Raw genomic sequence first — 23,282 nt, forward strand, 5'->3', positions numbered from 1 at the left:
TGCGCATCGTGAGCCATCTGATTCCGACTGTTCGTCGGTGTAACAAGCCGAAGTCTTTTTCGTGTTCTTCGAAGAAAGCGAAATAGACATGGCTGCCTCCGCGAGACGAGCGGTCCTCACACCGGCGGAGTTCGACCAGTTCCGACACGTGACCGAGACCTACCGAGAGGATCTCGTGGTGGCGCTCGCCGGGCGCGTCGGACTCCGACCGGCGGAGATCGCCCGACTACGACTCGCCGATCTCCAGCAGTATCGACGCGACGGACGACCGCACTACCTGTTGACTGTCCGCGAAGACGACGAAGGGGAGACGCGGACGGCGTACGTCCCGCGGGACGTCGCACACGACCTCCAGAAGTTCGGGAACAGCCACGACGACGACCCCGCTGACCCCGTCTTCGGCGTGAGTGCACGGCGGATCCAGATGCTCGTCTCGGCGGTGAGCGACCGGACGACGACCGACCGGCTGCAGTCGGTGTCGTCGCGCGAGCTCAGACAGTCCTTCGCGTACCGGCTCCTCGTCGACCAAGGGGTCGATCCGCGGATCGTGCAGGCGGTCGGTGGGTGGAGCAGCCTCGACCGTCTGGCGGCGTTTCTGGACCGGCCGACCGAAGACGACATCCTCGAGGCGTGTACAGCCGCCGAGGACCGTCTTCGAGGCGGTGGAAGCCGGCGTCACCGCCTCACGAACGGAGACGGCACGTCCTCGCGTACCAGCCTCGACGGCGCGTCCTCGTCCGCGCGTACCGCTCCCGACCGAGCGTTCACGCGCCGGACGGACGAACTCGTGACCTGTATCGAGGAGCTCGGCGAGCGACTCGACGACGCCGCCACGCGCTCGGAGGTCGTCACCGCGGCGTGTGCGGCGCTGGCAACCTGCTTCGACGGCGTCTGGTTCTGCGGCGAGAACGGCGACCTGCGCGAGAGCGCCGGCGGACGGACAGTCTCCTCGACGACGGTCCGGAACACGCTCGAGGGGACGGACGTCCTCGACGTGCTCGCCGACGGCGACGAGACGGTCGTCGTCGACGAGGTCGCCGACGATCACCGCTCGTCGGACGAGCGGCTCTGTGTCGTCGCCGTTCGATCCAGCGATGCGCTCCACGGCTACCTCTGTGTGGCCGATCGGACGTTCGACGCCCCGAGTCGTCGCGTACTCGCCGACGTCGGGCGTCGAGTCGGACGGACACTCGTCGCCGTCGAGCGCAAACAGCTCCTCTTGGCCGACACGGGCGTCGAACTCACCCTACAGACGACCGCCCGCGAGTCGGTACTCGTCGACGCCTCGAGTCGACTCGACTGCCGGTTCGAACTCGAAGGTGCGGTTCCGATGTCGGGTGGGTCGCTCCTCCACTTCGTCACCGTCAGCGATGCCAGCGTGGGTGACGTCCTCGAGTTCGTCGACGACACCGAACAGGTGACCGACGCCCGTCTCATCCGTGACTACGGGTCGGAGGCGCTCCTCGAGTTCGTCGTCTCGGGCACGGCGCTCGTCCCAACGATGGTCGAGACCGGCGGGTCGGTCCGCACGCTCACGGTCGAAGACGGCACCGCACACGTCACGGGCGTCTTCTCCGGGCACGCCGACGTCAGAGGCATCGTCGAACAGTTCACCGCGACCTTCTCGGACGCACAGCTGCTCTCGAAGCGCGAGATCGAGGAACCGGTCCAGACGACCGCACGCGTCGAACGGGTCGTCGACGAGGAGCTGACCGAGAAACAGCGGGCGGTGCTCCGTGCGGCGTTCCTGTCGGGGTACTTCGAGTGGCCACGCGGAAGCACCGCAGAGGAGTTGGCCGCCTCAATGGACATCTCCTCGCCGACCCTCCACAACCACCTGCGCAAAGCCCAACAGAAGGTGTTGGCGGCAGTGTTCGCCGACGCCTCCGAGCGGTGAGACGACTCTCTCGCTCTCCTCCCGCGACACCGCCGGTTCGACGAGTCGACCGCCGGGTCGATACTAACTGTTTAGCCCCCCTCGGAGCCGGTCGCCGTGTCGCAAACGAGCGACCTAAACGGTGAAACAGGCGTATCAGGCCGTGTAGCGCACCAATCCAGAGATTTTCACGATTGTTAGCTAGTTAGGCGGGATGTTTATAGGGCTCTCTACTGCTTGTCAGAGTACCACATGTCAGAGGGTGACCCAGACGTCGAACTCGAAGCACGACTCGCCGAACAGGAACGGTTCGAACCGTCGTCGTCGTTCGTCGAGCAGGCGAACGTCTCCGACCCGGAGCTCTACGACGAGTTCGAAGCGGAGTGGCCGGCGTGCTGGGAGCAGGCAGCCGACCTTCTCGACTGGGACGACGAGTACGACACCGTCCTCGACGACTCGAACCCGCCGTTCTACGAGTGGTTCACGGGCGGGTCGATCAACGCCTCGTACAACTGCCTCGACCGCCACCTCGAGGAGCGCGGCGACGAGGTCGCCATCGAGTGGGTCGGCGAACCGGTAGACGAGGACGACCGGAGCTACACCTACGAGGAGCTCCACCGCGAAGTAAACGAGTTCGCGGCGGCGCTCCGCGAGATGGGTGTCGGCGAGGACGACGTCGTCACGATGTACATGCCGATGGTACCGGAGTTACCCATCGCCATGCTGGCGTGTGCGCGCATCGGTGCGCCCCACTCGGTGGTGTTCGCGGGGTTCTCCGCGGAGGCGCTCGCGACCCGGATGAACGCCGCCGACTCGGAGTATCTCGTCACCTGTGACGGCTACTACCGCCGCGGCGACCCTCTCGAGCACAAAGAGAAGGCCGACGAGGGGCTGGCGGGCGTCGACCACGACGTCGAGACGGTCGTCGTCGACCGCCTCGGCGACGTGTACGATCACTCGCTCGCGGAGAACCACCACGACTACGCCGAACTCGTCGCCGAACAGGAGGGCGCGGAGGTCGAACCGGTCCAGCGGGACGCCGAAGACATGCTGTTCCTGATGTACACGTCGGGGACGACCGGGGAGCCGAAGGGGGTCAAACACACCACCGGCGGCTACCTCTCGTGGGTGACGTGGACGTCGCAGGCCGTCCTCGACATCAAACCCGAGGACACCTACTTCTGCTCGGCCGACATCGGGTGGATCACGGGTCACTCCTACATCGTCTACGGACCGCTCTCGCTCGGGACGACGACGATGATGTACGAGGGGACGCCCGATCACCCCGAGAAGGACCGCCTCTGGGAGATCATCGAGGAGTACGAGGCGGATCAGCTGTACACCGCGCCGACGGCGATCCGCGCGTTCATGAAGTGGGGTCCGGAGTACCCCGACGACCACGATCTCTCCTCGCTGCGCCTGCTCGGAACGGTCGGCGAACCGATCAACCCGCGGGCGTGGAAGTGGTACTATAAGCACATCGGCAACGAGGAGTGCCCCATCGTCGACACGTGGTGGCAGACCGAGACTGGCGGGATGATGGTGACGACGCTGCCGGGCGTCAAAGACATGAAACCCGGGTCGGCAGGTCCGGCGCTCCCCGGACTCGACGTCGAGATCGTCGACACGCGAGGTGAACCCGTCGAGGCGGGCCGAGCGGGCTATCTCACGGTGAACAAGCCGTGGCCGGGGATGCTCCGGACGCTCTACAACAACGACGAGCGGTACATCCAGGAGTACTGGGCGGAGTACTCGGACGTCGACAGCGACGACCCCGACGACTGGGTGTACTTCCCCGAGGACGGCGCGAAGATCGACGAAGACGGCTACATCACCGTGTTGGGCCGCGTCGACGACGTACTCAACGTCTCCGGTCACCGACTGGGGACGATGGAGATCGAGTCGGCGATCGTCGGCGTCGAGGGCGTCGCCGAGGCCGCCGTCGTCGGCGGTCAGCACGACCTGAAAGGCGAGGCCGTCTACGCCTACGTCATCACCGAAGACGGCTACGAGGGCGACGACGAGATGCGCGAGCGCATCGTCGAGGGCGTCGAGGACGCCATCGGCCCGATCGCTCGCCCCGAACAGGTCGTCTTCACCCCCGAGCTCCCCAAGACGCGCTCGGGGAAGATCATGCGCCGCCTGCTCGAAGACATCGCCAACGGCGACGACCTCGGCAACACGTCGACGCTGCGGAACCCCGACGTCGTCGAGGACATCGCATCGAAAGTCGGCGACGACTGAGAGACGACCCACCGTTTTTCGATAGGACACACAGACGACAACACACGACAACCGAAACTATGACAGACAGACACAGGCACGATTCCGAGGAGCAGCCGTCGGTCGAGACCGACGGTGGCACGCTCACGCAGGCCGCACAGGCACATCGAAACACGAACTATCTCGACGAGGAGGTGAACCTCCTCAAACCGAGCACGGCGTTCATGCGGGACCACCTCAAGATGGTCTGGATCAGCTTCCTCATCTGGGCGCTCATCGTCTTCGGCCCGGTGACGGCGACGCTCCTCGCCCCCGGCGTGATGACGACGACGATGCCGGTCATCGGCTTCCCGCTGCACTACTTCCTCGTCGCCTTCGGCGCACCGACCGGGGCGCTGATCCTGGCGGCCGTCTACGCCCGCCAGCGGGACAAACTCGACGAGAAGTACGGTATCGATCACAGCGTCGTCGACACGGACGAGGCCGAGAGCGATGAGCTGAGCGAGGCGACCGCCACCGACGGAGGCGTCGACCGATGACGGTTCCGCTCCAGGCCGAGGCGCTCGACATCTCGTTCAAGCTCGTGCCGGCGATCATCGTCTTCCTGATGATGGCGTCGTTCCTCGTCATCGGCTACATCTTCAAGGTGGCCGACGCCGAGGGGATGTGGGTCGCCGGCCGCGGGATCGGTAACATCGAGAACGGGATGGCCATCGGTGCCAACTGGATGTCGGCCGCGTCCTATCTCGGACTGGCAGGCCTCGTCGCCTTGTCGGGGTTCTACGGACTCGCGTTCATCGTCGGCTGGACCACTGGTTACTTCGTGCTGCTGATCTTCCTGGCCGCACAGATGCGCCGGTTCGGGAAGTACACGGCACCGGACTTCGTCGCCGACCGGTTCAACTCGCCGACCGCTCGCGCACTGGCGGCGTTCACGACGCTGCTCATCGCGTACGTCTACTCGGTCGGCCAGGCCCGCGGGATGGGACTGGTCGGTCAGTACGTCTTCGGGCTCGACATCATCCCGATGATCGTCGTGATGATGACGCTCACCGTCGGCTACCTCACGCTCTCGGGCATGCTGGGAGCGACGAAGAACATGGCCGTCCAGTACGTCATCCTCATCGTCGCGTTCCTCGCGGGCGTGTACGTCGTCGGCTTCACGCAGGGGTACTCGACGATCCTCCCGCAGATCGAGTACGGGATGCTCATCAACGACCTGAGCCGAGAGTTCTCGGCTCCGTTCGTGAACAACACCTACTACGTCTGGATCGCGACGGCGTTCTCGCTCATCGTCGGGACCTGTGGGCTGCCGCACGTGCTCGTGCGGTTCTACACGGTCAAGAGCGAACGGACGGCCCGCTGGTCGACCGTCTGGGGGCTGTTCTTCATCCTGCTTCTCTACTGGGGCGCACCCGCGATGGCGGCGTTCGGAGTCGACCTCTTCGCGCAGGTGAACAACCTCTCGCCGGAGGCCGTCTTCAGCGGCGAGCAGGCGATGACCGGCGCGGAGGGTGACGTCATCGTCGTCCTCGCCGCGCAGTTCGCCGACCTCCCCCGCTGGTTCGTCGGTCTCGTGGCGGCCGGTGGGATGGCGGCGGCGATCGCGACGACCGCCGGGCTGTTCATCACGGCGTCGTCGGCCGTCGCACACGACATCTACTCGGAACTCATCAACCCCGACGCGACGCAGCGTCAGCAGGTGCTCATCGGTCGTGCAACCATCGTCGCCATCGGCGCGCTGGTGACCGTCACCGCCTTCAACCCGCCAGCGCTCATCGGCGAGCTCGTCGCCTACGCGTTCTCGCTCGCAGGCACCGTGCTGTTCCCGATGTTCTTCCTCGGACTGTGGTGGGAGAACACCAACCGACAGGGTGCGCTGGCCGGAATGACCGTCGGTCTCCTGCTGTGGATCACGTCGATCATCAACAGCGTGCTCCCGGCCTACGTCGGCTTCCTCGCCGACCTCGCCGGTGGCTCCGGACAGGCGCTCATCCCGATCTACGCACAGTACGTGCCGCCGATCGGCGCTGCGCTGGTCGGGACGCCCCTGGTCTTCCTCGTCACCATCGCCGTCTCGTTGGTGACGCCGGAGCCGCCGCTGGAGACCAAGCGGATGGTTCGACAGTGTCACAGCCCCGAACCGATGGGCCAGCAACAGACCGCCGAAGACATCGTCGCCAACAGTGACAGTGGCGGAACGCCCGCGGACGACTAACAATGTACGAACACATCCTCATCCCGACCGACGGAAGCGACACGGCGAACGTCGCCGTCGAACACGCTGTCGACCTCGCTGCGAAGTACGGCGCGCAACTGCACGCGCTGTACGTCGTCGACATCGACGCCGTGAGCTTCGGACTCGGAACCGAACAGGTCGACCGTATCACGCAGGGCAACTTCGGTGAGATGACCGAACTGCAGGAGAAAGCCGAGAGAGCCACCGGAACCGTCGTCTCGACGGCCGCCGAACACGACGTCGACGTCCACGAAGAGGTGCGCGTCGGCACGCCACACAAGGTCATCGCCGACTACGCCGAAGACAACGAGGTCGACGTCATCGTGATGGGAAGTCACGGCCGGTCGGGCGTCCGGCGGGCGCTCCTCGGGAGCGTCACCGAACGCGTACTCCGGTCGACGCACATCCCGGTGTTCGTCGTCGACGAGCGGAGGGAGTGAGATGACCGACGCCGACTCGACCGACGGCGGGATCGTCGCGACCGTCCGCAACCACGTCCGCGAGCACCGCGGCGGGATGGTCGTCGACCTCGTGTTCGCGCTCACGTGGGTGACAGTTGTCACCGTCCTGTTCCAGGTCGTCCAGGGACCGAACTGGGCCTACCAGCTCTGTCTCGCGTCGGGCGTCGTCGCCTACTACGGCTTCTTCACGTCGCTGTCGCTCGCCAAGGACCGACAGTCGACGCGGTAGCGGCGACCCACGCCGCCTCCCTCGTTCTCTCGTTCCGTACCGCACCCGGGCAGCAACACGACCGACACCAGGTTGTCCTCGTGTTACCTGTTGTTATTTGGTTCTGTTAATGTAACACTGGAGTGTATGGAACAAAACTGTCGACGCGAGTACAGAATCGAGAAGCGACTGCCGACTTCCGGGGGACGGTGACCCACGTGTCACGTTCGCTGTCGAGCGAGCAGAGCGCACGGTTGGGGCCGGTACTCGTCCGACTCGCGCTGGCGATCCCGATGGTCGTCTCCGGCGTCGGGAAGGTCCTCGGAGCCGGACCGAAGGCGATGGGTATCACCGGGTTCGCCGGGTTCCTGGCGAGTCTCGGCATCCCGCTTCCGACCGTCGTCGCGTGGGGCGTCGGACTCCTCGAACTCGTCGGCGGCGTGCTACTGATCGTCGGCCTGTTCGTCCGTGTGACCGGGGCGCTGCTCGCGGTGAACATGCTCGTCGCGACCGTCCTCGTCCACCTCCCAAGCGGTTACCCCACGTCGGACGGTGGCGTCGAACTGACGCTCACGCTGTGTCTGCTCGGGTTGTCGCTCCTCGCGAGCGGCCCCGGTACGCTCTCGCTCGAACGGACGTTCTTCGGCGACGAACTGCTCGCGTCGACCGGACGCGAGTCGACGCGGGCCGACTGATCGGTTCGAGGCCCGTCGTCTCGGTGTCGGAGGCGACGACGACCGGCCACATTGTATTTCAAACGTTCGGCACGTACTGGACAGTGTGCAGTCCCCTGGCCACATCGGCATGGCACTCCTGTTTGCCGTCCCTGCGTGGTTCGTCTTCTCCGAGGCGAAGGCGAGTCTGGCGTTCACCGCGCTGACGGCGTCGATGGGAATGTTCCCGGACGGCGACCTGGTGTTGATGCAGTACTTCTTCGTCGAACACCACGGACTGACGCATAGCTTCGTGTTCATCGTCCCGGCGGCGTTGCTGCTCGGTGCGGTCGTCACGGGTGGCTATCTCCTCGTCCGCGACGACACGCACACGTCGACGGCCGCCGTCTACGCGTTCGCGACGATAGCACTGTTCACGGGGATGACGGCCCACGTGGTCGCGGATCTGGTGACGACGCCCGACATCGCACCACCGCTCAAACCGCTGTACCCGCTCGTTACTGACCGGGTGATCCTCGATGTGGCGTTCGTCAAGTCGAAGCTGTGGAACCTCGGGACGCTCGCGCTCGGCATCGTCGCACAAGGTAGCCTCGCACTCAGAGCGTATCTTCGGTGATCATGAACAGACGAACGTTCCTCACGACGGCGGCGCTCGCGACGACCGGACTGGCCGGTTGTAGCTCAACTTCGACCGACAGTGGCGACAACAAACCCGGCGGACAGCCGACGAAGACCACCGCGGCCAAGCAGTCCGGAGGACAGCGACTCGCGTTCGGCGAGACGTTCGAACTCCCACAAGTACGGCTCACGCTGGAGACGCCGCGTGCGACGAGCCGCTACACGTACACCGAAGACGGTGAAAAACAGACTGCCGAGGCGGGAGAAGGAAAACAGTGGGTCGTCGTCCCGGTTCGCACAGTGAACACCACCGACCGGACCGTCCGACTTCCGTTAACGCTGAATTTCAAAGGCGTCGTGAACGAGCGCGTCTTCCACCCCGGACGGAACAAGAGCGTCCCCGCGAAGTACATCGGCGGGAAGGTCGACAGCGGCGAATCCCGCGAGGGCGACGTGATGTTTCTCACCCCGGCGGACGTCTCCGTCGACGAGTTCCGTATCCGCTACAAAGAGAAGCGATCGAGCGGGTCGCACGAGGTCTGGTGGCAGGGGTCCGGACAGAGCGACTGAGCGCGAAGTGACGACCGACGGGTCGCGACAGCCCACAGGACTATCCACGACGGCGGCGAAGGGTCGATATGACCGACATCGGCAGTCCGGCCGGGTTCGACATCGCGACAGTGTTGACCGGTTCCGGCGTGACGCTCCTCCTCTCTGCAGGGATCGCGCGGTACGGCCACCGTTTCGAGTACAATTCGGGCGAACTGTACGCGCTCTCCGGTGGGGTCTTGATCGCGCTCGGCGTCGTGTTCGGCCTCCTGCTCGTCCTCACCGGCAACCGGTGATGCGTAGCCACTCGGGGACGTGACGAACCGAGGCGTCGAGAAGAGCGGCGCGTCGACGTCGGCTACACGCCGGGCGTCGGATCCGCTCGCGTCGAGTATCCGCTGATCTCACGGTAGAACGGTGTCGGCGTCCGTGACCCTCCTCGCTCAGGCGAGCGCCACCGTCGCGACCAACCCGACGAAGCTCCAGAGCGCGACGCCGAACAGGAGGAAGACGACCGAACGCGAGCGAATCGACGGGACGACACCCTCCTCGCTGCGCCCGGGCGTGAAGTCGCCGCGACCGAGCTCCGCCGAGCCACCGGATTCGCCGCTGACGTTCCCCTCGGCGGCGATCCCCGGCCCGGAGTCGCTCGCACCGGCGAGGATGCCACCGACGAAGAGTGTCCCGATGAGGAGGGGTAACAGCACGTACCGGACCGGGAACGCCGCGAGGTAACTCGCGCCGACCGCGACCGCGACGACGACGGCGGCGACGACGCCGCCGTAGACCGAGAGTTCACGTTTGACGTACGGAGGGACCATACCCAGCTTCTTTCACGGGGATATATCAATATTCCGTCCCCCCGAACGACGGAAAGAGAACCGTTCCTCCGACGAACTCGAGGTTGCCGTCGTTGGCAGGTCCCGAGTAACCATACACAACGACTATATCGACACACGTTAACATACAACTATGTTCCATCCGGAAGGAGGATCGCTCACCGACCCCGAACCGAGACGACGGACGGTTCCGGCGCGGGAACACTACATCTGCGGGAGCGTCGCGTTGGTCGTGGTCGGACTGTTCGCGTTCGCTACGTACTCGCTTCTCGTCGGCGTCGCGATGAACTTCGGCGTGCTAGCGACGACGATGTTGGTGTTCGCCCTCGCGATCAGTTGGTTCCTGCTCTGGGAACTGTTCGTCGTCGCGTGGGAGTGGCGAGCGGGACGGCTCTCGCTGTCGCTTAGAGAGTGAGACTCGGACGTTCGTCGAGCGGGGCGGCGTGAGCGTCGAGCGGTGACGAAGCGTGCCGAGCGCCTCACTCGAGGAGTCTCTCGAATCCCTCGTCTTCTTCCAACAACGACGCGACCTTTCGGACGTGGAACTTCGTGGTCTCCGACTCCGCACGCAGAAACGCTTGGCGGAGATGGTATTCGATCTGACGGTGGGCCTCAGGTGGGTCGGCCATAATCAGTACTGTCTCTGACGCACCGTCGGAACCTGAACGCGTCGCCAAACTGATTAGGTTAGCGTCACCGACCATCGTTCCGACGGGGTAGTGTCGTGCTCTGACGGGAACCTGAGCGCTTGGTGGTACTCGAGAGACAGACGGCGTGTCGACGCCCCTCCTTTTTGTATCGACGCGTCGATGTGTGAGACGTGTTCACCGACATCCTCTTTCCCACCGACGGCAGCGACGGAACTGCGCGTGCACTTGACCACGCGATCGATATCGCAGCGGCTCACGACGCGACCCTGCACGTCCTCAACGTGGCCGACACGACTCGCGACAGCGTGACGAACGTCCGCGGCGACGTCGTCGACGCGCTCGAGGAGTCGGGGACAGGGGTCGTCGACGAGGCCGCCGAACGAGCGAGCGACCGCGGCGTCGAGACGGTTACGACCGTCGAACAGGGTGAACCGTATCAGACCATCGTCGACTACGCAACGGCGCAGGACGTCGGCCTCGTCGTCATGCCGACCCAGGGTCGCAGCGGCCTCAGTCGTCTCTTGCTCGGCAGCACCACCGAGCGCGTGGTCAGACACTCGGACGTCCCCGTCCTCACCATCGGCCCCGACGCCGACCCGACGTACCCGTACCACGACCTGCTTGTCCCGACCGACGGCAGCGACTGTGCGACCGCCGCGCTGACGCTCGGGGCCGACCTCGCAGCCCTCGACGACGCGACACTCCACCTGCTGTCCGTCGTCGCCGTCACCAGCCTCGGCGTCGACGTCCGGGCGGACATCCAGATCGACGCCTTCGAGGAGGGCGCCCAGGAGGCCGTCGACGAAGCGGGGACGGTGGCGACCGACGCGGGCGTCGACTCGATCACGAAGTCCGTCGAGATCGACACGTCGATCCACCGGGCGATCCTCTCGTACGTCGACGAACACGACATCGACGTCGTCGTCGTCGGAACACACGGACGGACCGGGTTCGACCGATACATGCTGGGGAGCGTCACCGAGAAACTCGTTCGCAGTGCGCCGGTGCCAGTGTTGACGGTTCGCGACGCACCCGACGACGAGGAGTGAGCGTTCGAGACTCCTTGCAAGCGAAAGCCACAGCCCTATCTCCGTGGCGGGGCGCAGTCACGAGTAGAACTCCTGTCGAACGCTACTCACCATGACAGACACTTCAGACGACAGACGGCTCGAACGTATCGAACAGGGACTGGAAGTGCTCTTCGCCTCGGAGGTCGCAAGAGAGGTGTTCGCAGCGGTCGACTTCGAGGCACTCCTGGCCGACGAACCGGCGGTCGACGCGGTCGACGTCGACCGACTCGCGGGGGCGATCGGTCGACCGCTCGGACGTGCGATCGCCCAGTACGTCGTCGACAGCGACGGGACGGTCGGCGTCGCCAAACGGGCACTCGGGAGCGAGATCGGCAGTCGGATCGCCGCCGAGACGTTCCGGGCCGCGACGGAGAACGTCGACGTCGAGGCGGTCGTCGAGACGCTCGTCGAACTGGACGAGGAGTCGCCGGGACCGGAGCTCCAAGGAGCCATCGACGACTACGTCGAACACAGCAGCAACGAACAGCCGACCGAATCCTAATCGAACTGCGAACGGGCGACGGCGTCGACCGACTCATTCGGGGCGGGACTCGACCGAGAGATACCGTGGCGGCACGTGGTCGACGGTGTACGTCTCGGGGCCTCGCTCGTCGACGCCGAATCCGTTTGCGACCATCGCGTCCGCGTCGACGACGACCACGACCGGGTCGTCGTCGTGCCGTCTCCCGACGGTACGTGCTTCTTCGCGCGTCGTCGAGAGATGCACCCGTTGGCGTCCCATCGGTCGGAGTCCCGTCTCTCGGATCGACTCGATGTTTCGGCGCGCCGTCCCGTGGTACAACTGCGATGGGACCGCCGACTCGGTCGGTTCGAGCGTCACGTCGATCGAGTGGCCGTAGGCCGCTCGGATGCGACTCGATCGCCGTTCGAACCGCCCCTTCGGGTCGGTAGCGACGACCCCGTCGACGTGCTCGCGCTCGGCCCACGAGTACTTCCGCGTCACGGCGTCGACGAGCGCGTCGTAGTCGACCCAGCCGTGTCCGTCGGGCGAGAGGCCGGCATCGTCGGGGAAGTGACGGAGCGCACCGCTCGCGAACTTCGAGAGGCGGACGCGTCGGTCGTCGCCGAGGACGTCCGCGCCCGCAGCGTCGCACTCCGGACACGACTCTCCCGCGAAGTAGCCGTGGTTGTCACAGGCCCTGATCACACCGACGGGGAGTGGCGGCAGCGACTACTGTCTTGTGGGCCGTGTCCCTACTTGGGTGCCGATGCTGTCGGGTGTTCGATAACCGGCGGGCGTATTACCTGAATTCACCGTTGAGCATCTCGGCAGCAGGGTCCATCGAACAGACGGACGGATCGTCGACCGACTCACAGATCCGATGTCCGCACTGTAGCGAACCGGTCGGCAACCTCGAGCACAGCGAAGAGCGAGACGTGGCGTGAGTCGAGTTCACGCGCTTTCGTCGGTGTCCACCGAGTACCGACAGAAGGATGTTGTTGTGAGATAATATCACTCATTGAGATGGCCACCCAGTATTACTTCATCAGTGACCTCCATATCGGAGGTGATGAACATCTCTGCCAGTGTGACTTCGAGGACGAACTGATCGAGTTCCTGGCTCGACTGGAACAGGAGGGTGGCGATACGGAACTGATTGTCTCAGGAGACATCTTCGGACTGTGGGAACTGACCGAGGTCGACGGTCCGGATAAACTCGCCTATCTGACTGAGCAGTTTCCGGCCCTCTTCGAGCAGTTCCGCGCAACTGGCGAGCGGATCCACATCACGTTCATCCCGGGCAATCACGACTACGAACTCGCCTGCTACCCCGAATTCGTCGACTTTCTCGTCGACTACAACGTCGACCTACAACAGGAACTCCACCTCGAACGAGCGGTCGGTGACGACACGATCTGGATCGAGCACGGGATGCAGCACGATTCGAACAATCGGATGCCCAACTTCGGAGATCCGCACGCGAACCCGCTGGGGTACTTCGTGAACCGTCACGTCACGAGCACGGCAGGCCGACTCTCCGGACGGGGTCGATACAGTTGGCTCAAAGACATCCAGTCTGTCGCTCCGATGGAAGAGATCCCACGCTGGATCTTCTCGAAGTACTTCTACCGAGAGATGAGTCCACTCCTCAGATACGCCATCGTCCCGTTCCTTCTCTTGTTCAACTTCAGCGTCCTCTACACACTCGTGTTGGTAGCAAGGCAGTTGGGAATCTTCCAGCCTCCCGTGTTGGACGATGTCCTGTCCCGGTTCGGTATCATCGGAGACGTGGTCGGAACCGTCATCGCCGTCAACGTGGCCATCGTCGTCCTTCTTACGGTCATCTCCGTTCCGCTGTATCTCTTCACTCGAGACGGCCGTCGGGTAGCCGAACGGTTCGGGTTGTTACAAGAGGTCGGACGGAGAGAGGCAGTCGTTCCGTACCTGAACGCGGCGAGCGAAGTCTTCGCCGCCGATTCATCCACGACTGTATTCGTCTACGGTCACACACACCGCGTCTCGCTGACCGAGTTGGACGGACGCTACGTGGTGAACACTGGGACGTGGCTGAAGCGACTGTCCCGTGTCGAACCACCGGTTACGCTTCTTCCGTCGGTGTACTATCCGTCGTATCGACTGAGCTACTTCCGGATCTTCGCGGAGGACGGCCACACGATCATCGAATACGACGAAGTCTCGAAGGAAGCAACTCCCGAACTCACACTCTTAGAACGTCTCTTCACTGCCCGTCAGAAGCCTCGAGAGGAGATTCCGAGGCGAACCGTCGTCGACCGGCCCGCATCGTCGTTGTCCACCGCCAACCCGGAGTCGAAGGCGGACTAACGCTTCTGTGCCATGTCAGCTACTGAATCCCCCGAATGTCCGGAGAAAGTCAAATCCACGTTATCTATTCCAACAGCGAACTAGGACGACATGCGACTCGTACAGGTGCTCATACCGAACGGAAGCCGAGAGTCAGTACTCGCCGTACTCGACGGCGAGGAGATCGACTACGCAGTCTGGGAGGAGACGGGACGTGGCGATTTCGAGGCGTTGGTCTCGTTCCCCGTGCCGCCGAGTGGCGTCGAACCGATCTTAGAGAGACTGTACGAATCCGGGATCAGAGACGATGCGTATACGATCGTCATGGCAACCGAGACCGTCGTCTCGAGTCGCATCGACGCGCTCAAGCAGCGCTACTCGGACGTACGAATCTCTCGAGAGGAACTGCTCGCACGCGCCGACGACCTCGCGCCGCGCAACTCGACTTTCTTCGCGTTTATCCTCCTCAGTACCGTCATCGCGGCGGCCGGGTTACTTCTCGACTCCGCCGCCACCATCATCGGTGCGATGGTCATCGCGCCGCTGATGGGGCCGGCCATCTCGGCCAGTGTCGGGACGGTCCTCGACGAACGTCAACTCGCCAGACGTGGTGTCCTGCTTCAGGTGACGGGGCTACTCGCAGCGATCGCTGTCGGTGCGGTCGTCGGGTGGCTACTGAAGGAGTCCGTCCTTCTCCCACCCGGACTCGACATCCGGGAGATCGGTCAGGTCGCCGAACGAATCTCACCGAACTTCCTGTCGTTGTTTCTGGCGTTAGGCTCCGGTCTCGCCGGAGCGATCAGTCTGATTCGGAACACCGGGTCGACGCTGGTTGGCGTCGCTATCGCCGTCGCTCTCATCCCGCCGGCAGCGACGTCCGGGCTCGGCATCGCGTGGGGACTCCCGCTCGTCGCCATCCCGGCCGCGGTTCTCGTCTTGGTGAACCTCCTCGCGATCAACCTCTCGGCGTTGGTCATGTTCTGGCTGTCAGGCTACCGACCGCTCGACACGGCACAGACCGGAACGGCCCGCAGGTCGGTCATCTCACGGGTCGGTACCATCGCAGTAGGAATCGCTGCCCTCTCGATCGTCCTGGCTGTCGTCACACTCGTCTCGTTTCAGATCGGAGTGTTCGAACAGCAGGTGGCCACCGAGACCGAACTACTGGTCGATGGGGTCGGAGGGGGTATCGAGTACATCTCCGCGTCGACCGACTACGACGGCGTCTCGATGCTGCTGGACGAACCGGCAACGGTCGAGGTGTTGGTCGGCCGATCGAACAGCGCGACGGCACCACCCGACCTCGCAACGCGGATAGACGATCGCCTCACCGCTGCGACTGGTCGCGACGTCGTCGTCCGAGTCGGAGTTCTCGAGGCCCAACAGTCCAGCTGAAACAGGGTCACCGTAGAGGTCATGGCCTCTCGCAAGAATCGAACCCCCATGTTAGCCGAGACTCACTGGACCTCCGACCGACGACAATAAAACCCCTCTGAGTGGTCGTCTCTCGGGGGTAACACGACGGTCTTCGGCCAGTTCGCGCCACACGTGTGTGGATAATCCAACGTGTTCACACAGTTATTCGATTCAGACAACCCATCTTTTGCTAGAACCAGTTTATCTCCGATCCGACGGTAGTATACCTGTGATGGCTTCGACAACAGATTATTCAGAACCAGACACGAGTGACGAACTCTCCAACACCCTTCGGGACAACTGGCGGCCCCTGCTGTACGCTGGGGTACTACTGGCCGCCACTGGACTGATCGCTATCCTCGCACCGTTCCTCACCGGGATCTCGATCACGATGCTCGTCGGAGTACTGCTCGTCGTCGGCGGGTTGTTCCACTTCGTCGGTGCGTTCAAGGGGCAGGGGTGGGCGGGGTTCGCTTGGCAGATCGCGCTCGGTGTGATCGGAGTCGTCGCCGGTGCGATCGTCCTCCTGAACCCGATAGTCGGACTGCTCACGTTGACGCTCGCCGTCATCGGCTATCTCGTCGCCTCCGGCGTCGTCGAGATCGTGATGGGGCTTCGCCTCCGCGGGGAGAAGAACTGGCTCTGGAGCGTCCTGAGTGGCGTCCTCGGTATCGTCCTCGGAGCGATGCTGTGGGCCGGGTTCCCGAGTACCGCCCTCTGGACAGTTGGACTGCTGTTCGGTATCAACCTCTTGACGACTGGCGTGTCCATGGTCGCGGTCGCGCTGGGCGGACGCAGTCTCGCCGAAACGGAAGACAGCAGCCAGTTCGCCGGAGCCGGTGGTGTCTGAACAGTCCACTGTCCGGTTCGACACGACCTGGAGGATCCGATGACCTCGTCCGAGACAAACGAGTGGTTCGTCACTGGTTCGCGTCTCAACGCGATCGTCGCGTGGGCGGTCGTCGCGGTCGTCGCTGCGACCGCCGTTGCGGCGTTCTTCCGAGCCAACGTCGTCGACGTCGCGCTCGCGCTCACCGTCGTCGCCGTGGCCGCCGTCCCCGCGGTCGTGAGCGGGTCGTGGACGCGGACGATGCCGTGGCCGATGGTGCTCGTCGCCTCGATTCCGCTGCTCGTCCGAGTGTCCCAACCATCGTTTCTCTTCGAAATCGTCGTCGGTCTCTCGCTCGCGACGCTCGCGATGCTCGTCGTCACCGCACTCCAGATGACGACGCCGATCCGGATGACACCGAACTTCGCGGTGGGGGTGGTCGTGGTGGCGACGCTGGGGCTCGTCGGGTTCTGGGCCGTCAGTTCTGCACTGTCGAGTCGCTATCTGGGAACAGCGTTCTTCGGGACGAATCAGGCGCTCATGTACGCCTTCGCTGCGGCAGCGACCGCGGGTATCCTCGCAGGGTTCGCCTTCCGGTGGTACTTCGCCAGACATCTCGCGACCGACCGCGTGAGACAGTCGCCCGACGAGCGGGAGGCCGTATGAGTCTCGCTCGACGCTTGCACCTGTCGGAACGACGGGAACTTCGATTCGTTCGTGGACTGCAGACAGTCATCATTCTCGTCCTCGGACTCGGTCTCTGGTTCGGGAACGTGGGCGTCGTGGTCAACGCCGGTGTCGGACTGATTGCGACGTTCGTTCCGACGTATCTCGAACGAAGTCACCGAATCGTGATGGACGCCGGCCTCGTACTGTGGATCACGGCTGCGATGTTCCTCCACGCGTTGGGAACACTGCCACTCCCTGGACTGGACTTTCTCAGTCCATATCAGGCCGTCTGGTGGTGGGACCATCTCACCCATACGTTCTCGGCGTCGCTGGTCGCCGGTATCGCCTACGCGACGCTTCGGGCGGTCGAGGTCCACTCCGACGGGATCACGCTCTCGCCAGCGTTCAGATTCGTGTATCTCCTCCTGTTCACCATGGCGTTCGGCGTCGTCTGGGAGCTTCTGGAGTTCGCCATCGGCGAAGTGGCCCGACTATCTGGTACCGCAGGAGTGCTCACTCAGTACGGGCTGGACGACACAGTACTAGACCTGATGTACGACACCGTCGGCGGACTGCTGGTGGCCATATTCGGAACGGTCCACCTTACGGGTCTCTCGGATCAACTGGCCGCCCGGCTGGATGCGAGGTCGACGAAGCGATGAGTACGCTCACCGACGACCGACCGTCGACGCCGTCGGCCCCGGACGACCAGTCGAACGATGGAGTCGAGGCGACCGTCGGTGTCGTCGCCATCGCCGTCGGCGTCGTCGCCATTGCGATGCCGCTTCTCGTCGGAGCGCTCGTCAGTGTCTGGCTCGGGGTGCTCCTCGTCGTCCTCGGAGTCGTCCGTATGGAGGCGCTGAAGTCGCGCTCGTCGGTCGACGTCCGCCTCCTCGCTTCCGAAGCACTTCGTGCGACGGGATACGTGATCGTCGGAATCGTGCTCGTCGTCTTCCCACTGGAGCCGACTCGGCTCTCGTATCTGCTGGCGATTCCGCTGCTACTCGACGGGGTCGGTCGGCTCGTCGGTGTCATCCGCGGGACAACAGACACGCGTTCGGTACTCCTCGGCGTCGGCCTCGTCAGTCTCGCCGCACTACTCGTCGTGCCGTGGCCCGGTACTGCCGCCTGGGTGCTCGGTCTCCTGTTCGGCCTCGGATTGATCCTCGTCGGAGTGTCAGCGATCAGCCGACTCTGGAGACGGTCTTCGAGCACGGCAGGCTGACAGCGAGGATGGCGGTGCGAGCAAGAGACGTCGACCACCGCTGCAGATGTGAACGAACCGCTACTCCAGCCTCACGTCGTCGGGGTCGACGGTGACGAACGACCCGTCGTCGCGGGCGGACTCGTAGGCCGCCTCGGTGACGGCGGTCACGCGGAGACCGTCGAGAGCGGTCGCAGCCGGTTCTGCGCCCGTCCGGATCGCCTCGACGAACGCGTCGACCTTCGTCTCCCGGTCCTTGCGCGAGAGACGCGGGCGGTACTCGCCGCTCTCGTCGTCGATCTCGGCGTACTCGCTCGGCTCCCAGTCCTGGCTGTCGAGCGTGACGGCCCCTTTCTCGTCCCACATACGAACGTGCTCGCGCATGCAGGGCGTCTCTCCCGAGAGCGAGAACGACGCGGTCGCCCCGTTCGTAAAGCGGATGGTGACGTTCGCGCGGCCGTCGACGCGTTGCTCGTCGTCGACGAAGTGCATACTCGCCGAGACCGCCTCGGGGGTCAACTGCGTGCTCCACAGCACGCCGTCGAGCAGGTGACTGCCGGTGTCGTAGAGATAGCCGCCACCCGAGAGATCGGGGTTCTGCCGCCAGGCGCCGTCGAACCGGTCGACCCAGTCCTGACAGACTTCGGCGGTGATCCAGCGCGGTTCGCGGTCCGCCTCGGCCCACAGCTCTCGCGCCTCGACGAACGCCGGGTAGAAGTGTCGCTGGTAGCCGACCATCAACACCTCGTCGCGCTCGCGGTCGCGTTCGACGAGATCCCGCGCGTCGTCGAGATCCGTCGTGAGCGGCTTGTCACAGAGGACGTGGAGGTCGTGCTCGAACGCCGTGAGAATCTGGTCGTAGTGGAGGGTGTGCGGCGTCCCGATGAGTACGGCGTCGAGCGTCTCGGCGTCGAGCATCGTCTCGTAATCGGTGTACTGCGACGCCGTCTCGACGCCGAGTTCGTCGCCGGCCTCCGCGAGTACCTCCTCGTCGATGTCGACGACAGCGTCGACCGTGGCGCCGTCGTGTTCGACGAACTCGCCGCCGACAGCCGTCCCGATGAAGCCGCCGCCGACGACGCCGACCCGGAGCGGGTCGACCGTGCTCGTCTCGCCAGTCGTCTCTTCGTGGTCTACCGCGGTGTCGGCCATATCGATATCGACTCTCGGGCAGTCGAAAAGCGCTGTGCTTCTGTGTCGGAGTTGCCTGCGAGGGTTCGAGAACTCGATGTGGGCGTTCCACGGCGAAAGGCTTGGCGTGGACGGCGACGCCACGGGACGACAGTGGGTGGGAGCGTCAGCGGGGGCGTCGGCGACGTCCACGCCGGGGTGACGCCGGTCTCGATGGCCCGGACCGATGCCGACGAACCCCACATCCACACACCGGGGGAACGAAAGTGAGCGTATTGGTGCGAGAGACGAAAACGGCCCGGAACACGACGCCCGGGCAGCCACTCACCGCGAGCGCTCCTCCTCGACTGCCGCTCGCCGCTCGCGATCGGCACGCGCGTCGTCGAGCGAGTCGGTTGCGACGAGCCGGTCGAGCTTTCGTTCGAACTCCGCTTCGGTGAGCTCTCCTTCGACGTAGCGTCGCTGGAGGTCGTCGAGCGCCCGCTCGGCCCGTTCCTCGTCGGACGGTGCTGGCGGAGCGAGGAAGTCGGCGAAGACGACCGAGTCCAGCGGCGAGTACGTCCGTTCGATGCGGTCGACGAGCGCGTGGGCACGCTGGCTCCGCGGGACGGAGAGTCGACGGAGGACGGCGACGGTCAGCCCGACGCCCGACAGCGTCGCGACGGTGAGCAGGACCGCGAGTGCGACGAAGAAGGGGAGCGCGAGTTCGACGAGCGGACCGACGACCGGCCCGCCGCTCGCGAGCGCGGCGTAGACGACGACACCCAGATACCCGACGACACCCGTGAGCAGACCGACGGAGAGGAGCAGTCCGACCAGCGAGGTGACGAGGAGGTGGCGTTTGACCCAACCCATGACAGGAGCTAACGCGTCCGAGGGGGGTATATCTCACGCCGAGCGGGTACTGCACCGACCCGAACCTACAATGCAGTCTGACGGATATATGGGGACGATGCGGAACAGTCGGACCCCACTCAGCGCGAGTGCCGAGGAGGCGCTCGACCTGCTCCGCCCCGAGATCGAAGCTACCAGCGCAGGGCTGTCGCAGTCGGCCGCAGAGTCGCTACTCGAGAGCGAGGAGTTCACCGGCGACGACGCCGCGGCGGTCCTCACCGAACTGCTACAGAAAGGCTATCTCTACGAGGTGGACGGACTCCTTCGGTTGCCGTGAACCGCTGTCCGCGGCGAGCGTTTCGTCGACAGCAGTGAGGAGAGAGCCTCGAACGGCGACGCGGTCAGAGGTCGGGACGGGGTCCCCGTCGCTTCGCCTTCTCGCGCGTCCCGAACCCGAACAGTGCAACGAGACCGCCGACGAGTCCGACCCCGCCACTGAGCGTGAGCGTAGTCGCCAGTCCGTCGTCCTCGTCGGTAGACTGCGGATCGCCGACGACGACCGCTCCCTTCATCCCCATCGCCTGGTGCGGAACGCAGGCGTACTTCCGGACGCCTGTCGACTCGAGTGTCTGTTCGAACGTGTGGCCGGCTTCGCCGGTCATCTCGCTCTCGAAGCTCCCGTCTTCGGCGACGACGTTGTGCGTCCCGCCCTTTCCCGACCACTCCCAGACGACGGTCGTTCCGGGATCGACGCGGACGGCGGCCGGGCCGAACCCGAAGTTGCCACCGTTGGCCGACGTGCCGACGGTGATCGTCACCTCTGCGTTGCCGGTCTCGTCGACGACTCCCTCGTAGTTGTCGACGTTTCCGAACCACCCCGCGAGGTCAGACTCACCGGACGACTGTGCCGCGGTACCTCCCGCCGACCCGAGTGCGAGACAGGCCGTCGTCGCACTCACAGCACCCCGTGACACCGTCCGCCGCGTCACGTCCGGGTCACGTACCGCTGACGTCGCATCGCGTTCGCGTGTCGTGGATGACATGGATGACATAGGTTGCGTCCTCGTGGTCGGTTAGCCCTCGTAGCCGGCGTACTGCATCAACTGATCGAAGATCTCCGTGTCCATCGCCTCCTTGTGAACTGCCTCGGGGTCAAGCCCCGAGGCTTCCCGTGGGTTAGTCGGACACTCCCACTCGACCATCGGCCTGATAGCCTCGAACGGTCGGGTGGGTCACGGTCGGGGCGTCCACGGCCCCCGATACCTGCCGTCGCACCTTCCGAACAACGGGAAGGCTGTTGAGAGCAGGCACATTCCAATCGAGTTTCTTCACGCCTTTCACGGCGATATTGACGCTTGCACCACGGTCGCTGTGGTCTTGATGGGAACACGACCGACACTTGAACCGCTTCTTGTTGCGATTACCACGCTCTGTGTGTCCACACATCGGACACCGTTGACTCGTGTACGACGGGTCAATCCACGCAGTCGGGATGCCCTCGAAAGACGCCTTGTACGACGTGTAGTACTGAAGAGCACGGAACGGGAGGTGGTGCAAGCGCCGATTCATCCGCGTACCGTAGTCAATACTATCGCGCATCTCTTTGAGGTCTTCAAAGACGATGCACGGCTTCTCGAACTGACGACTCCACTCCACGATGTGCCGAGACACCTTGTGGAGTCGGTCACGGACAAGCCGTTCTTCACGCCCTTCGAGCGTGTCGTGAATGCTGTCTTTCCCCGCGTTCTGGACGCGCTTTCGCATCGTGAAGTAGCGGTGGCGCTCGAACTTGATTTCGGGGAAGTCGATGACCAGCGTGTCCTCGACGCCATCCTCGGAGAGTGCGGTGAGTGCCACGTTGTCCTTAATCTCGAACGCCAAGGTCTGTGACGCACGTTATCATCCGGAGAGCGAGCGACGGCCAAGCGGCCGTTAGGTCGATGTCGATGGGAGTACTCGGTCTACACACTGTCTTGAATCAGCGCCGACTCCGAGAGAGACGTCAAACCGTTCTCGCAGGTACCGCCCACTCAGGACCCCGCTCGACCGGTGCGCTCCGGCACCGCGCCGTACTCACCTCCGTTGCTCACAACCGACAATGGTAGACGACAGTTCATCGACATCGTCGCGACGTGACCGAACGACACGCCGAAGACTCCTCACCGGACTGGGAGCCGCGATCACCGCCGGATTCGCAGGATGTGTCGGCGGTGGCGAGACGACCCGCTCGACCGAGCAGGTCTCTGGCCGCCTCTCGCGGCGGTACGCGGTCGACGTCGACGGCGGGAGAGCGGCGTTCCAGGTCGACATCCCCAAGTCGGCGTACGCCGCCGCCCGCGACCGCGACCGGTCGTTCGCCCGCGCGGTCGACGCCGCCCGCGACAACGACGCACTCGAACGGGTGGGGCGACAGATCGCTGACGAGTACGCGAGCGACGCCGACCGACTCCTAGCTGCGCAGGCGGTCGTCGCCGACATCGAGTACACGACGGACCGCGCGACGACCGGTCAGCGGGAGTACATCCGGTATCCGGCCGAGACGATCGCCGAGGACACGGGCGATTGTGAGGACCTCGCGCTCGTACTCGCCGGCGTGCTGTCAAGCGACGCGCTCGGCTTCCGTACCGGGTTCGTGATCCCGGAGGGGCACTGCGCGGTGCTCGTCGATCGCGATGACGTCCCCGAGTCGCTTCTCGTCTCCGACCCGTTGACGGTGACCGTCGGAGACCGAGAGTACGTCTACCTCGAATCCGTCGAAGACCGCTCGCCCGGGTCGTGGGCCCGCGACTACGGGGAACGACCGCTGCTCGTCGCCTACCGCGATCGCTGGTATCCGCTCGACGCCGGTGCACTCGTCGATCACTCGCTCGAGACCGTCGCCGGTGGCTCCGGATCAACCTCACAGTTCTTCTGATAGGGGTTATCGTCGCCGGCCGGAAAATCAGTGATCTCCGGCGACCACGGGTTCGGTTCTCACGGAGAAACCCTCTCAACAGCTCCGGTGACA

General features: G+C 64.5%; 28 protein-coding genes and 2 pseudogenes. 22 read left to right on the forward strand and 8 right to left on the reverse strand.

Going from position 1 to position 23,282, the window contains the following annotated elements:
- Nucleotides 1-88 precede the first annotated feature (88 nt).
- From BSG17_RS17635 to BSG17_RS17680, 10 genes are all read left to right on the forward strand, one after another.
- Nucleotides 89-1,897 (forward strand): bacterio-opsin activator domain-containing protein, encoded by a 1,809-nt coding sequence (locus BSG17_RS17635; RefSeq protein WP_089826451.1) that lies wholly within the window; start codon nucleotides 89-91, stop codon nucleotides 1,895-1,897.
- 231 nt (nucleotides 1,898-2,128) lie between these two features.
- A complete protein-coding gene (acs, locus tag BSG17_RS17640) occupies nucleotides 2,129-4,120 on the forward strand; it encodes an acetate--CoA ligase (RefSeq protein ID WP_089826453.1) in 1,992 nt (663 codons plus the stop codon).
- A gap of 59 nt (nucleotides 4,121-4,179) precedes the next feature.
- Nucleotides 4,180-4,638, forward strand: coding sequence for a DUF4212 domain-containing protein (locus BSG17_RS17645; RefSeq protein ID WP_089826455.1), 459 nt, complete (start codon nucleotides 4,180-4,182; stop codon nucleotides 4,636-4,638).
- A complete protein-coding gene (locus tag BSG17_RS17650) occupies nucleotides 4,635-6,317 on the forward strand; it encodes a sodium:solute symporter family transporter (protein WP_089826457.1) in 1,683 nt (560 codons plus the stop codon). Before BSG17_RS17645 ends, BSG17_RS17650 begins: the two co-directional genes overlap by 4 nt.
- A gap of 2 nt (nucleotides 6,318-6,319) precedes the next feature.
- Nucleotides 6,320-6,778, forward strand: a complete 459-nt coding sequence (locus tag BSG17_RS17655) for a universal stress protein (protein WP_089826459.1) — start codon at nucleotides 6,320-6,322, stop codon at nucleotides 6,776-6,778.
- Between the two features lies 1 nt (nucleotide 6,779).
- A complete protein-coding gene (locus BSG17_RS17660; protein WP_089826461.1) occupies nucleotides 6,780-7,028 on the forward strand; it encodes a DUF8119 family protein in 249 nt (82 codons plus the stop codon).
- Between the two features lie 272 nt (nucleotides 7,029-7,300).
- Nucleotides 7,301-7,702 carry a DoxX family protein gene (locus tag BSG17_RS17665; RefSeq protein WP_089826547.1) on the forward strand — a complete coding sequence of 134 codons (402 nt, stop codon included), beginning with the start codon at nucleotides 7,301-7,303 and terminating at the stop codon, nucleotides 7,700-7,702.
- Between the two features lie 85 nt (nucleotides 7,703-7,787).
- Nucleotides 7,788-8,297, forward strand: a complete 510-nt coding sequence (locus tag BSG17_RS17670; RefSeq protein ID WP_139246682.1) for a metal-dependent hydrolase — start codon at nucleotides 7,788-7,790, stop codon at nucleotides 8,295-8,297.
- Between the two features lie 2 nt (nucleotides 8,298-8,299).
- Nucleotides 8,300-8,869, forward strand: coding sequence for a hypothetical protein (locus tag BSG17_RS17675; protein ID WP_139246683.1), 570 nt, complete (start codon nucleotides 8,300-8,302; stop codon nucleotides 8,867-8,869).
- Nucleotides 8,870-8,937: 68 nt separating this feature from the next.
- Complete coding sequence (locus BSG17_RS17680) at nucleotides 8,938-9,144, forward strand: hypothetical protein (RefSeq protein WP_089826466.1); 207 nt, start codon at nucleotides 8,938-8,940, stop codon at nucleotides 9,142-9,144.
- A gap of 147 nt (nucleotides 9,145-9,291) precedes the next feature.
- Here BSG17_RS17680 and BSG17_RS17685 read toward each other — a convergent pair whose 3' ends face one another.
- On the reverse strand, nucleotides 9,292-9,669 hold the full coding sequence (locus BSG17_RS17685) for a hypothetical protein (protein ID WP_089826468.1): 378 nt from the start codon (nucleotides 9,667-9,669) through the stop codon (nucleotides 9,292-9,294).
- A 151-nt stretch (nucleotides 9,670-9,820) separates the two neighbouring features.
- Between BSG17_RS17685 and BSG17_RS17690 the strand changes: the two genes are divergently transcribed.
- The gene (locus tag BSG17_RS17690) at nucleotides 9,821-10,102 is read left to right on the forward strand and encodes a hypothetical protein (protein ID WP_089826470.1); all 282 of its coding nucleotides are present in this window, start codon (nucleotides 9,821-9,823) and stop codon (nucleotides 10,100-10,102) included.
- Nucleotides 10,103-10,166: 64 nt separating this feature from the next.
- Here the strand turns inward: BSG17_RS17690 and BSG17_RS27135 are convergent, their stop codons facing one another.
- A complete protein-coding gene (locus tag BSG17_RS27135) occupies nucleotides 10,167-10,316 on the reverse strand; it encodes a hypothetical protein (RefSeq protein WP_170864852.1) in 150 nt (49 codons plus the stop codon).
- Nucleotides 10,317-10,507: 191 nt separating this feature from the next.
- On the opposite strand from BSG17_RS27135, the gene BSG17_RS17695 reads away from it, so the two are divergent.
- Both BSG17_RS17695 and BSG17_RS17700 read left to right on the forward strand, forming a co-directional pair.
- Nucleotides 10,508-11,386, forward strand: coding sequence for a universal stress protein (locus BSG17_RS17695; RefSeq protein WP_089826471.1), 879 nt, complete (start codon nucleotides 10,508-10,510; stop codon nucleotides 11,384-11,386).
- 91 nt (nucleotides 11,387-11,477) lie between these two features.
- Entirely contained in the window at nucleotides 11,478-11,909 is a 432-nt protein-coding gene (locus BSG17_RS17700) for a hypothetical protein (RefSeq protein ID WP_089826473.1), read from the forward strand.
- Between the two features lie 33 nt (nucleotides 11,910-11,942).
- Here BSG17_RS17700 and BSG17_RS17705 read toward each other — a convergent pair whose 3' ends face one another.
- Entirely contained in the window at nucleotides 11,943-12,575 is a 633-nt protein-coding gene (locus BSG17_RS17705; RefSeq protein ID WP_089826474.1) for an RNA 2'-phosphotransferase, read from the reverse strand.
- Nucleotides 12,576-12,893: 318 nt separating this feature from the next.
- Between BSG17_RS17705 and BSG17_RS17710 the strand changes: the two genes are divergently transcribed.
- The 6 genes from BSG17_RS17710 to BSG17_RS17735 all read left to right on the forward strand — a co-directional run bounded on the left by BSG17_RS17710 (nucleotide 12,894) and on the right by BSG17_RS17735 (nucleotide 18,331).
- Complete coding sequence (locus BSG17_RS17710) at nucleotides 12,894-14,213, forward strand: metallophosphoesterase (protein WP_089826476.1); 1,320 nt, start codon at nucleotides 12,894-12,896, stop codon at nucleotides 14,211-14,213.
- A 90-nt stretch (nucleotides 14,214-14,303) separates the two neighbouring features.
- Nucleotides 14,304-15,587 carry a TIGR00341 family protein gene (locus tag BSG17_RS17715; protein WP_089826477.1) on the forward strand — a complete coding sequence of 428 codons (1,284 nt, stop codon included), beginning with the start codon at nucleotides 14,304-14,306 and terminating at the stop codon, nucleotides 15,585-15,587.
- A 253-nt stretch (nucleotides 15,588-15,840) separates the two neighbouring features.
- Entirely contained in the window at nucleotides 15,841-16,458 is a 618-nt protein-coding gene (locus BSG17_RS17720) for an HdeD family acid-resistance protein (RefSeq protein WP_089826479.1), read from the forward strand.
- 39 nt (nucleotides 16,459-16,497) lie between these two features.
- Nucleotides 16,498-17,103: a hypothetical protein gene (locus tag BSG17_RS17725; RefSeq protein ID WP_089826481.1), complete on the forward strand. Its 606-nt coding sequence runs from the start codon at nucleotides 16,498-16,500 to the stop codon at nucleotides 17,101-17,103.
- Entirely contained in the window at nucleotides 17,100-17,768 is a 669-nt protein-coding gene (locus BSG17_RS17730; RefSeq protein ID WP_089826483.1) for a DUF2238 domain-containing protein, read from the forward strand. Before BSG17_RS17725 ends, BSG17_RS17730 begins: the two co-directional genes overlap by 4 nt.
- On the forward strand, nucleotides 17,765-18,331 hold the full coding sequence (locus BSG17_RS17735; protein WP_089826486.1) for a DUF308 domain-containing protein: 567 nt from the start codon (nucleotides 17,765-17,767) through the stop codon (nucleotides 18,329-18,331). Before BSG17_RS17730 ends, BSG17_RS17735 begins: the two co-directional genes overlap by 4 nt.
- 60 nt (nucleotides 18,332-18,391) lie before the next feature.
- On the opposite strand, the gene BSG17_RS17740 is transcribed toward BSG17_RS17735, so the two are convergent.
- Complete coding sequence (locus BSG17_RS17740) at nucleotides 18,392-19,462, reverse strand: Gfo/Idh/MocA family protein (protein ID WP_089826488.1); 1,071 nt, start codon at nucleotides 19,460-19,462, stop codon at nucleotides 18,392-18,394.
- Nucleotides 19,463-19,540: 78 nt separating this feature from the next.
- On the opposite strand from BSG17_RS17740, the gene BSG17_RS27140 reads away from it, so the two are divergent.
- On the forward strand, nucleotides 19,541-19,711 hold the full coding sequence (locus BSG17_RS27140) for a hypothetical protein (RefSeq protein WP_170864853.1): 171 nt from the start codon (nucleotides 19,541-19,543) through the stop codon (nucleotides 19,709-19,711).
- A gap of 54 nt (nucleotides 19,712-19,765) precedes the next feature.
- Here BSG17_RS27140 and BSG17_RS17745 read toward each other — a convergent pair whose 3' ends face one another.
- The gene (locus BSG17_RS17745) at nucleotides 19,766-20,296 is read right to left on the reverse strand and encodes an SHOCT domain-containing protein (protein ID WP_089826490.1); all 531 of its coding nucleotides are present in this window, start codon (nucleotides 20,294-20,296) and stop codon (nucleotides 19,766-19,768) included.
- Nucleotides 20,297-20,366: 70 nt separating this feature from the next.
- Here BSG17_RS17745 and BSG17_RS17750 point away from each other — a divergent pair, with 70 nt between their 5' ends.
- A complete protein-coding gene (locus BSG17_RS17750; protein ID WP_244531587.1) occupies nucleotides 20,367-20,612 on the forward strand; it encodes a hypothetical protein in 246 nt (81 codons plus the stop codon).
- A gap of 208 nt (nucleotides 20,613-20,820) precedes the next feature.
- Here BSG17_RS17750 and BSG17_RS17755 read toward each other — a convergent pair.
- From BSG17_RS17755 to BSG17_RS17760, 3 genes and pseudogenes are all read right to left on the reverse strand, one after another.
- A pseudogene (locus BSG17_RS17755) lies at nucleotides 20,821-21,318 on the reverse strand (halocyanin domain-containing protein); the annotation flags it as partial.
- A 30-nt stretch (nucleotides 21,319-21,348) separates the two neighbouring features.
- Nucleotides 21,349-21,477, reverse strand: coding sequence for a hypothetical protein (locus BSG17_RS28320; protein WP_280141192.1), 129 nt, complete (start codon nucleotides 21,475-21,477; stop codon nucleotides 21,349-21,351).
- Nucleotides 21,452-22,141, reverse strand: a pseudogene (locus BSG17_RS17760) (RNA-guided endonuclease TnpB family protein); the annotation flags it as partial. The pseudogene BSG17_RS17760 and the gene BSG17_RS28320, both read right to left, overlap by 26 nt.
- A gap of 232 nt (nucleotides 22,142-22,373) precedes the next feature.
- On the opposite strand from BSG17_RS17760, the gene BSG17_RS17765 reads away from it, so the two are divergent.
- Nucleotides 22,374-23,189, forward strand: a complete 816-nt coding sequence (locus BSG17_RS17765; protein ID WP_089826494.1) for a hypothetical protein — start codon at nucleotides 22,374-22,376, stop codon at nucleotides 23,187-23,189.
- Nucleotides 23,190-23,282: the final 93 nt, after the last annotated feature.

This window comes from Halogranum amylolyticum, assembly GCF_900110465.1.
Classification (GTDB): Archaea; Halobacteriota; Halobacteria; order Halobacteriales; family Haloferacaceae; genus Halogranum; species Halogranum amylolyticum.

Coding starts and splice junctions, on each gene's coding strand:
- BSG17_RS17650 (WP_089826457.1), top strand. CDS start 4,635: ATGACGGTTCCGCTCCAGGCCGAGGCGCTCGACATCTCGTTCAAGCTC.
- BSG17_RS17750 (WP_244531587.1), top strand. CDS start 20,367: ATGCAGTCTGACGGATATATGGGGACGATGCGGAACAGTCGGACCCCA.
- BSG17_RS17690 (WP_089826470.1), top strand. CDS start 9,821: ATGTTCCATCCGGAAGGAGGATCGCTCACCGACCCCGAACCGAGACGA.
- BSG17_RS17735 (WP_089826486.1), top strand. CDS start 17,765: ATGAGTACGCTCACCGACGACCGACCGTCGACGCCGTCGGCCCCGGAC.
- BSG17_RS17740 (WP_089826488.1), bottom strand. CDS start 19,462: ATGGCCGACACCGCGGTAGACCACGAAGAGACGACTGGCGAGACGAGC.
- BSG17_RS17700 (WP_089826473.1), top strand. CDS start 11,478: ATGACAGACACTTCAGACGACAGACGGCTCGAACGTATCGAACAGGGA.
- BSG17_RS17720 (WP_089826479.1), top strand. CDS start 15,841: ATGGCTTCGACAACAGATTATTCAGAACCAGACACGAGTGACGAACTC.
- BSG17_RS17715 (WP_089826477.1), top strand. CDS start 14,304: ATGCGACTCGTACAGGTGCTCATACCGAACGGAAGCCGAGAGTCAGTA.
- BSG17_RS17685 (WP_089826468.1), bottom strand. CDS start 9,669: ATGGTCCCTCCGTACGTCAAACGTGAACTCTCGGTCTACGGCGGCGTC.
- BSG17_RS17675 (WP_139246683.1), top strand. CDS start 8,300: ATGAACAGACGAACGTTCCTCACGACGGCGGCGCTCGCGACGACCGGA.
- BSG17_RS17725 (WP_089826481.1), top strand. CDS start 16,498: ATGACCTCGTCCGAGACAAACGAGTGGTTCGTCACTGGTTCGCGTCTC.
- BSG17_RS17745 (WP_089826490.1), bottom strand. CDS start 20,296: ATGGGTTGGGTCAAACGCCACCTCCTCGTCACCTCGCTGGTCGGACTG.
- BSG17_RS17655 (WP_089826459.1), top strand. CDS start 6,320: ATGTACGAACACATCCTCATCCCGACCGACGGAAGCGACACGGCGAAC.
- BSG17_RS27135 (WP_170864852.1), bottom strand. CDS start 10,316: ATGGCCGACCCACCTGAGGCCCACCGTCAGATCGAATACCATCTCCGC.
- BSG17_RS17665 (WP_089826547.1), top strand. CDS start 7,301: ATGGTCGTCTCCGGCGTCGGGAAGGTCCTCGGAGCCGGACCGAAGGCG.
- BSG17_RS17765 (WP_089826494.1), top strand. CDS start 22,374: ATGGTAGACGACAGTTCATCGACATCGTCGCGACGTGACCGAACGACA.
- BSG17_RS17645 (WP_089826455.1), top strand. CDS start 4,180: ATGACAGACAGACACAGGCACGATTCCGAGGAGCAGCCGTCGGTCGAG.
- BSG17_RS17730 (WP_089826483.1), top strand. CDS start 17,100: ATGAGTCTCGCTCGACGCTTGCACCTGTCGGAACGACGGGAACTTCGA.
- acs (WP_089826453.1), top strand. CDS start 2,129: ATGTCAGAGGGTGACCCAGACGTCGAACTCGAAGCACGACTCGCCGAA.
- BSG17_RS17660 (WP_089826461.1), top strand. CDS start 6,780: ATGACCGACGCCGACTCGACCGACGGCGGGATCGTCGCGACCGTCCGC.
- BSG17_RS17710 (WP_089826476.1), top strand. CDS start 12,894: ATGGCCACCCAGTATTACTTCATCAGTGACCTCCATATCGGAGGTGAT.
- BSG17_RS17635 (WP_089826451.1), top strand. CDS start 89: ATGGCTGCCTCCGCGAGACGAGCGGTCCTCACACCGGCGGAGTTCGAC.
- BSG17_RS17680 (WP_089826466.1), top strand. CDS start 8,938: ATGACCGACATCGGCAGTCCGGCCGGGTTCGACATCGCGACAGTGTTG.
- BSG17_RS28320 (WP_280141192.1), bottom strand. CDS start 21,477: ATGGTCGAGTGGGAGTGTCCGACTAACCCACGGGAAGCCTCGGGGCTT.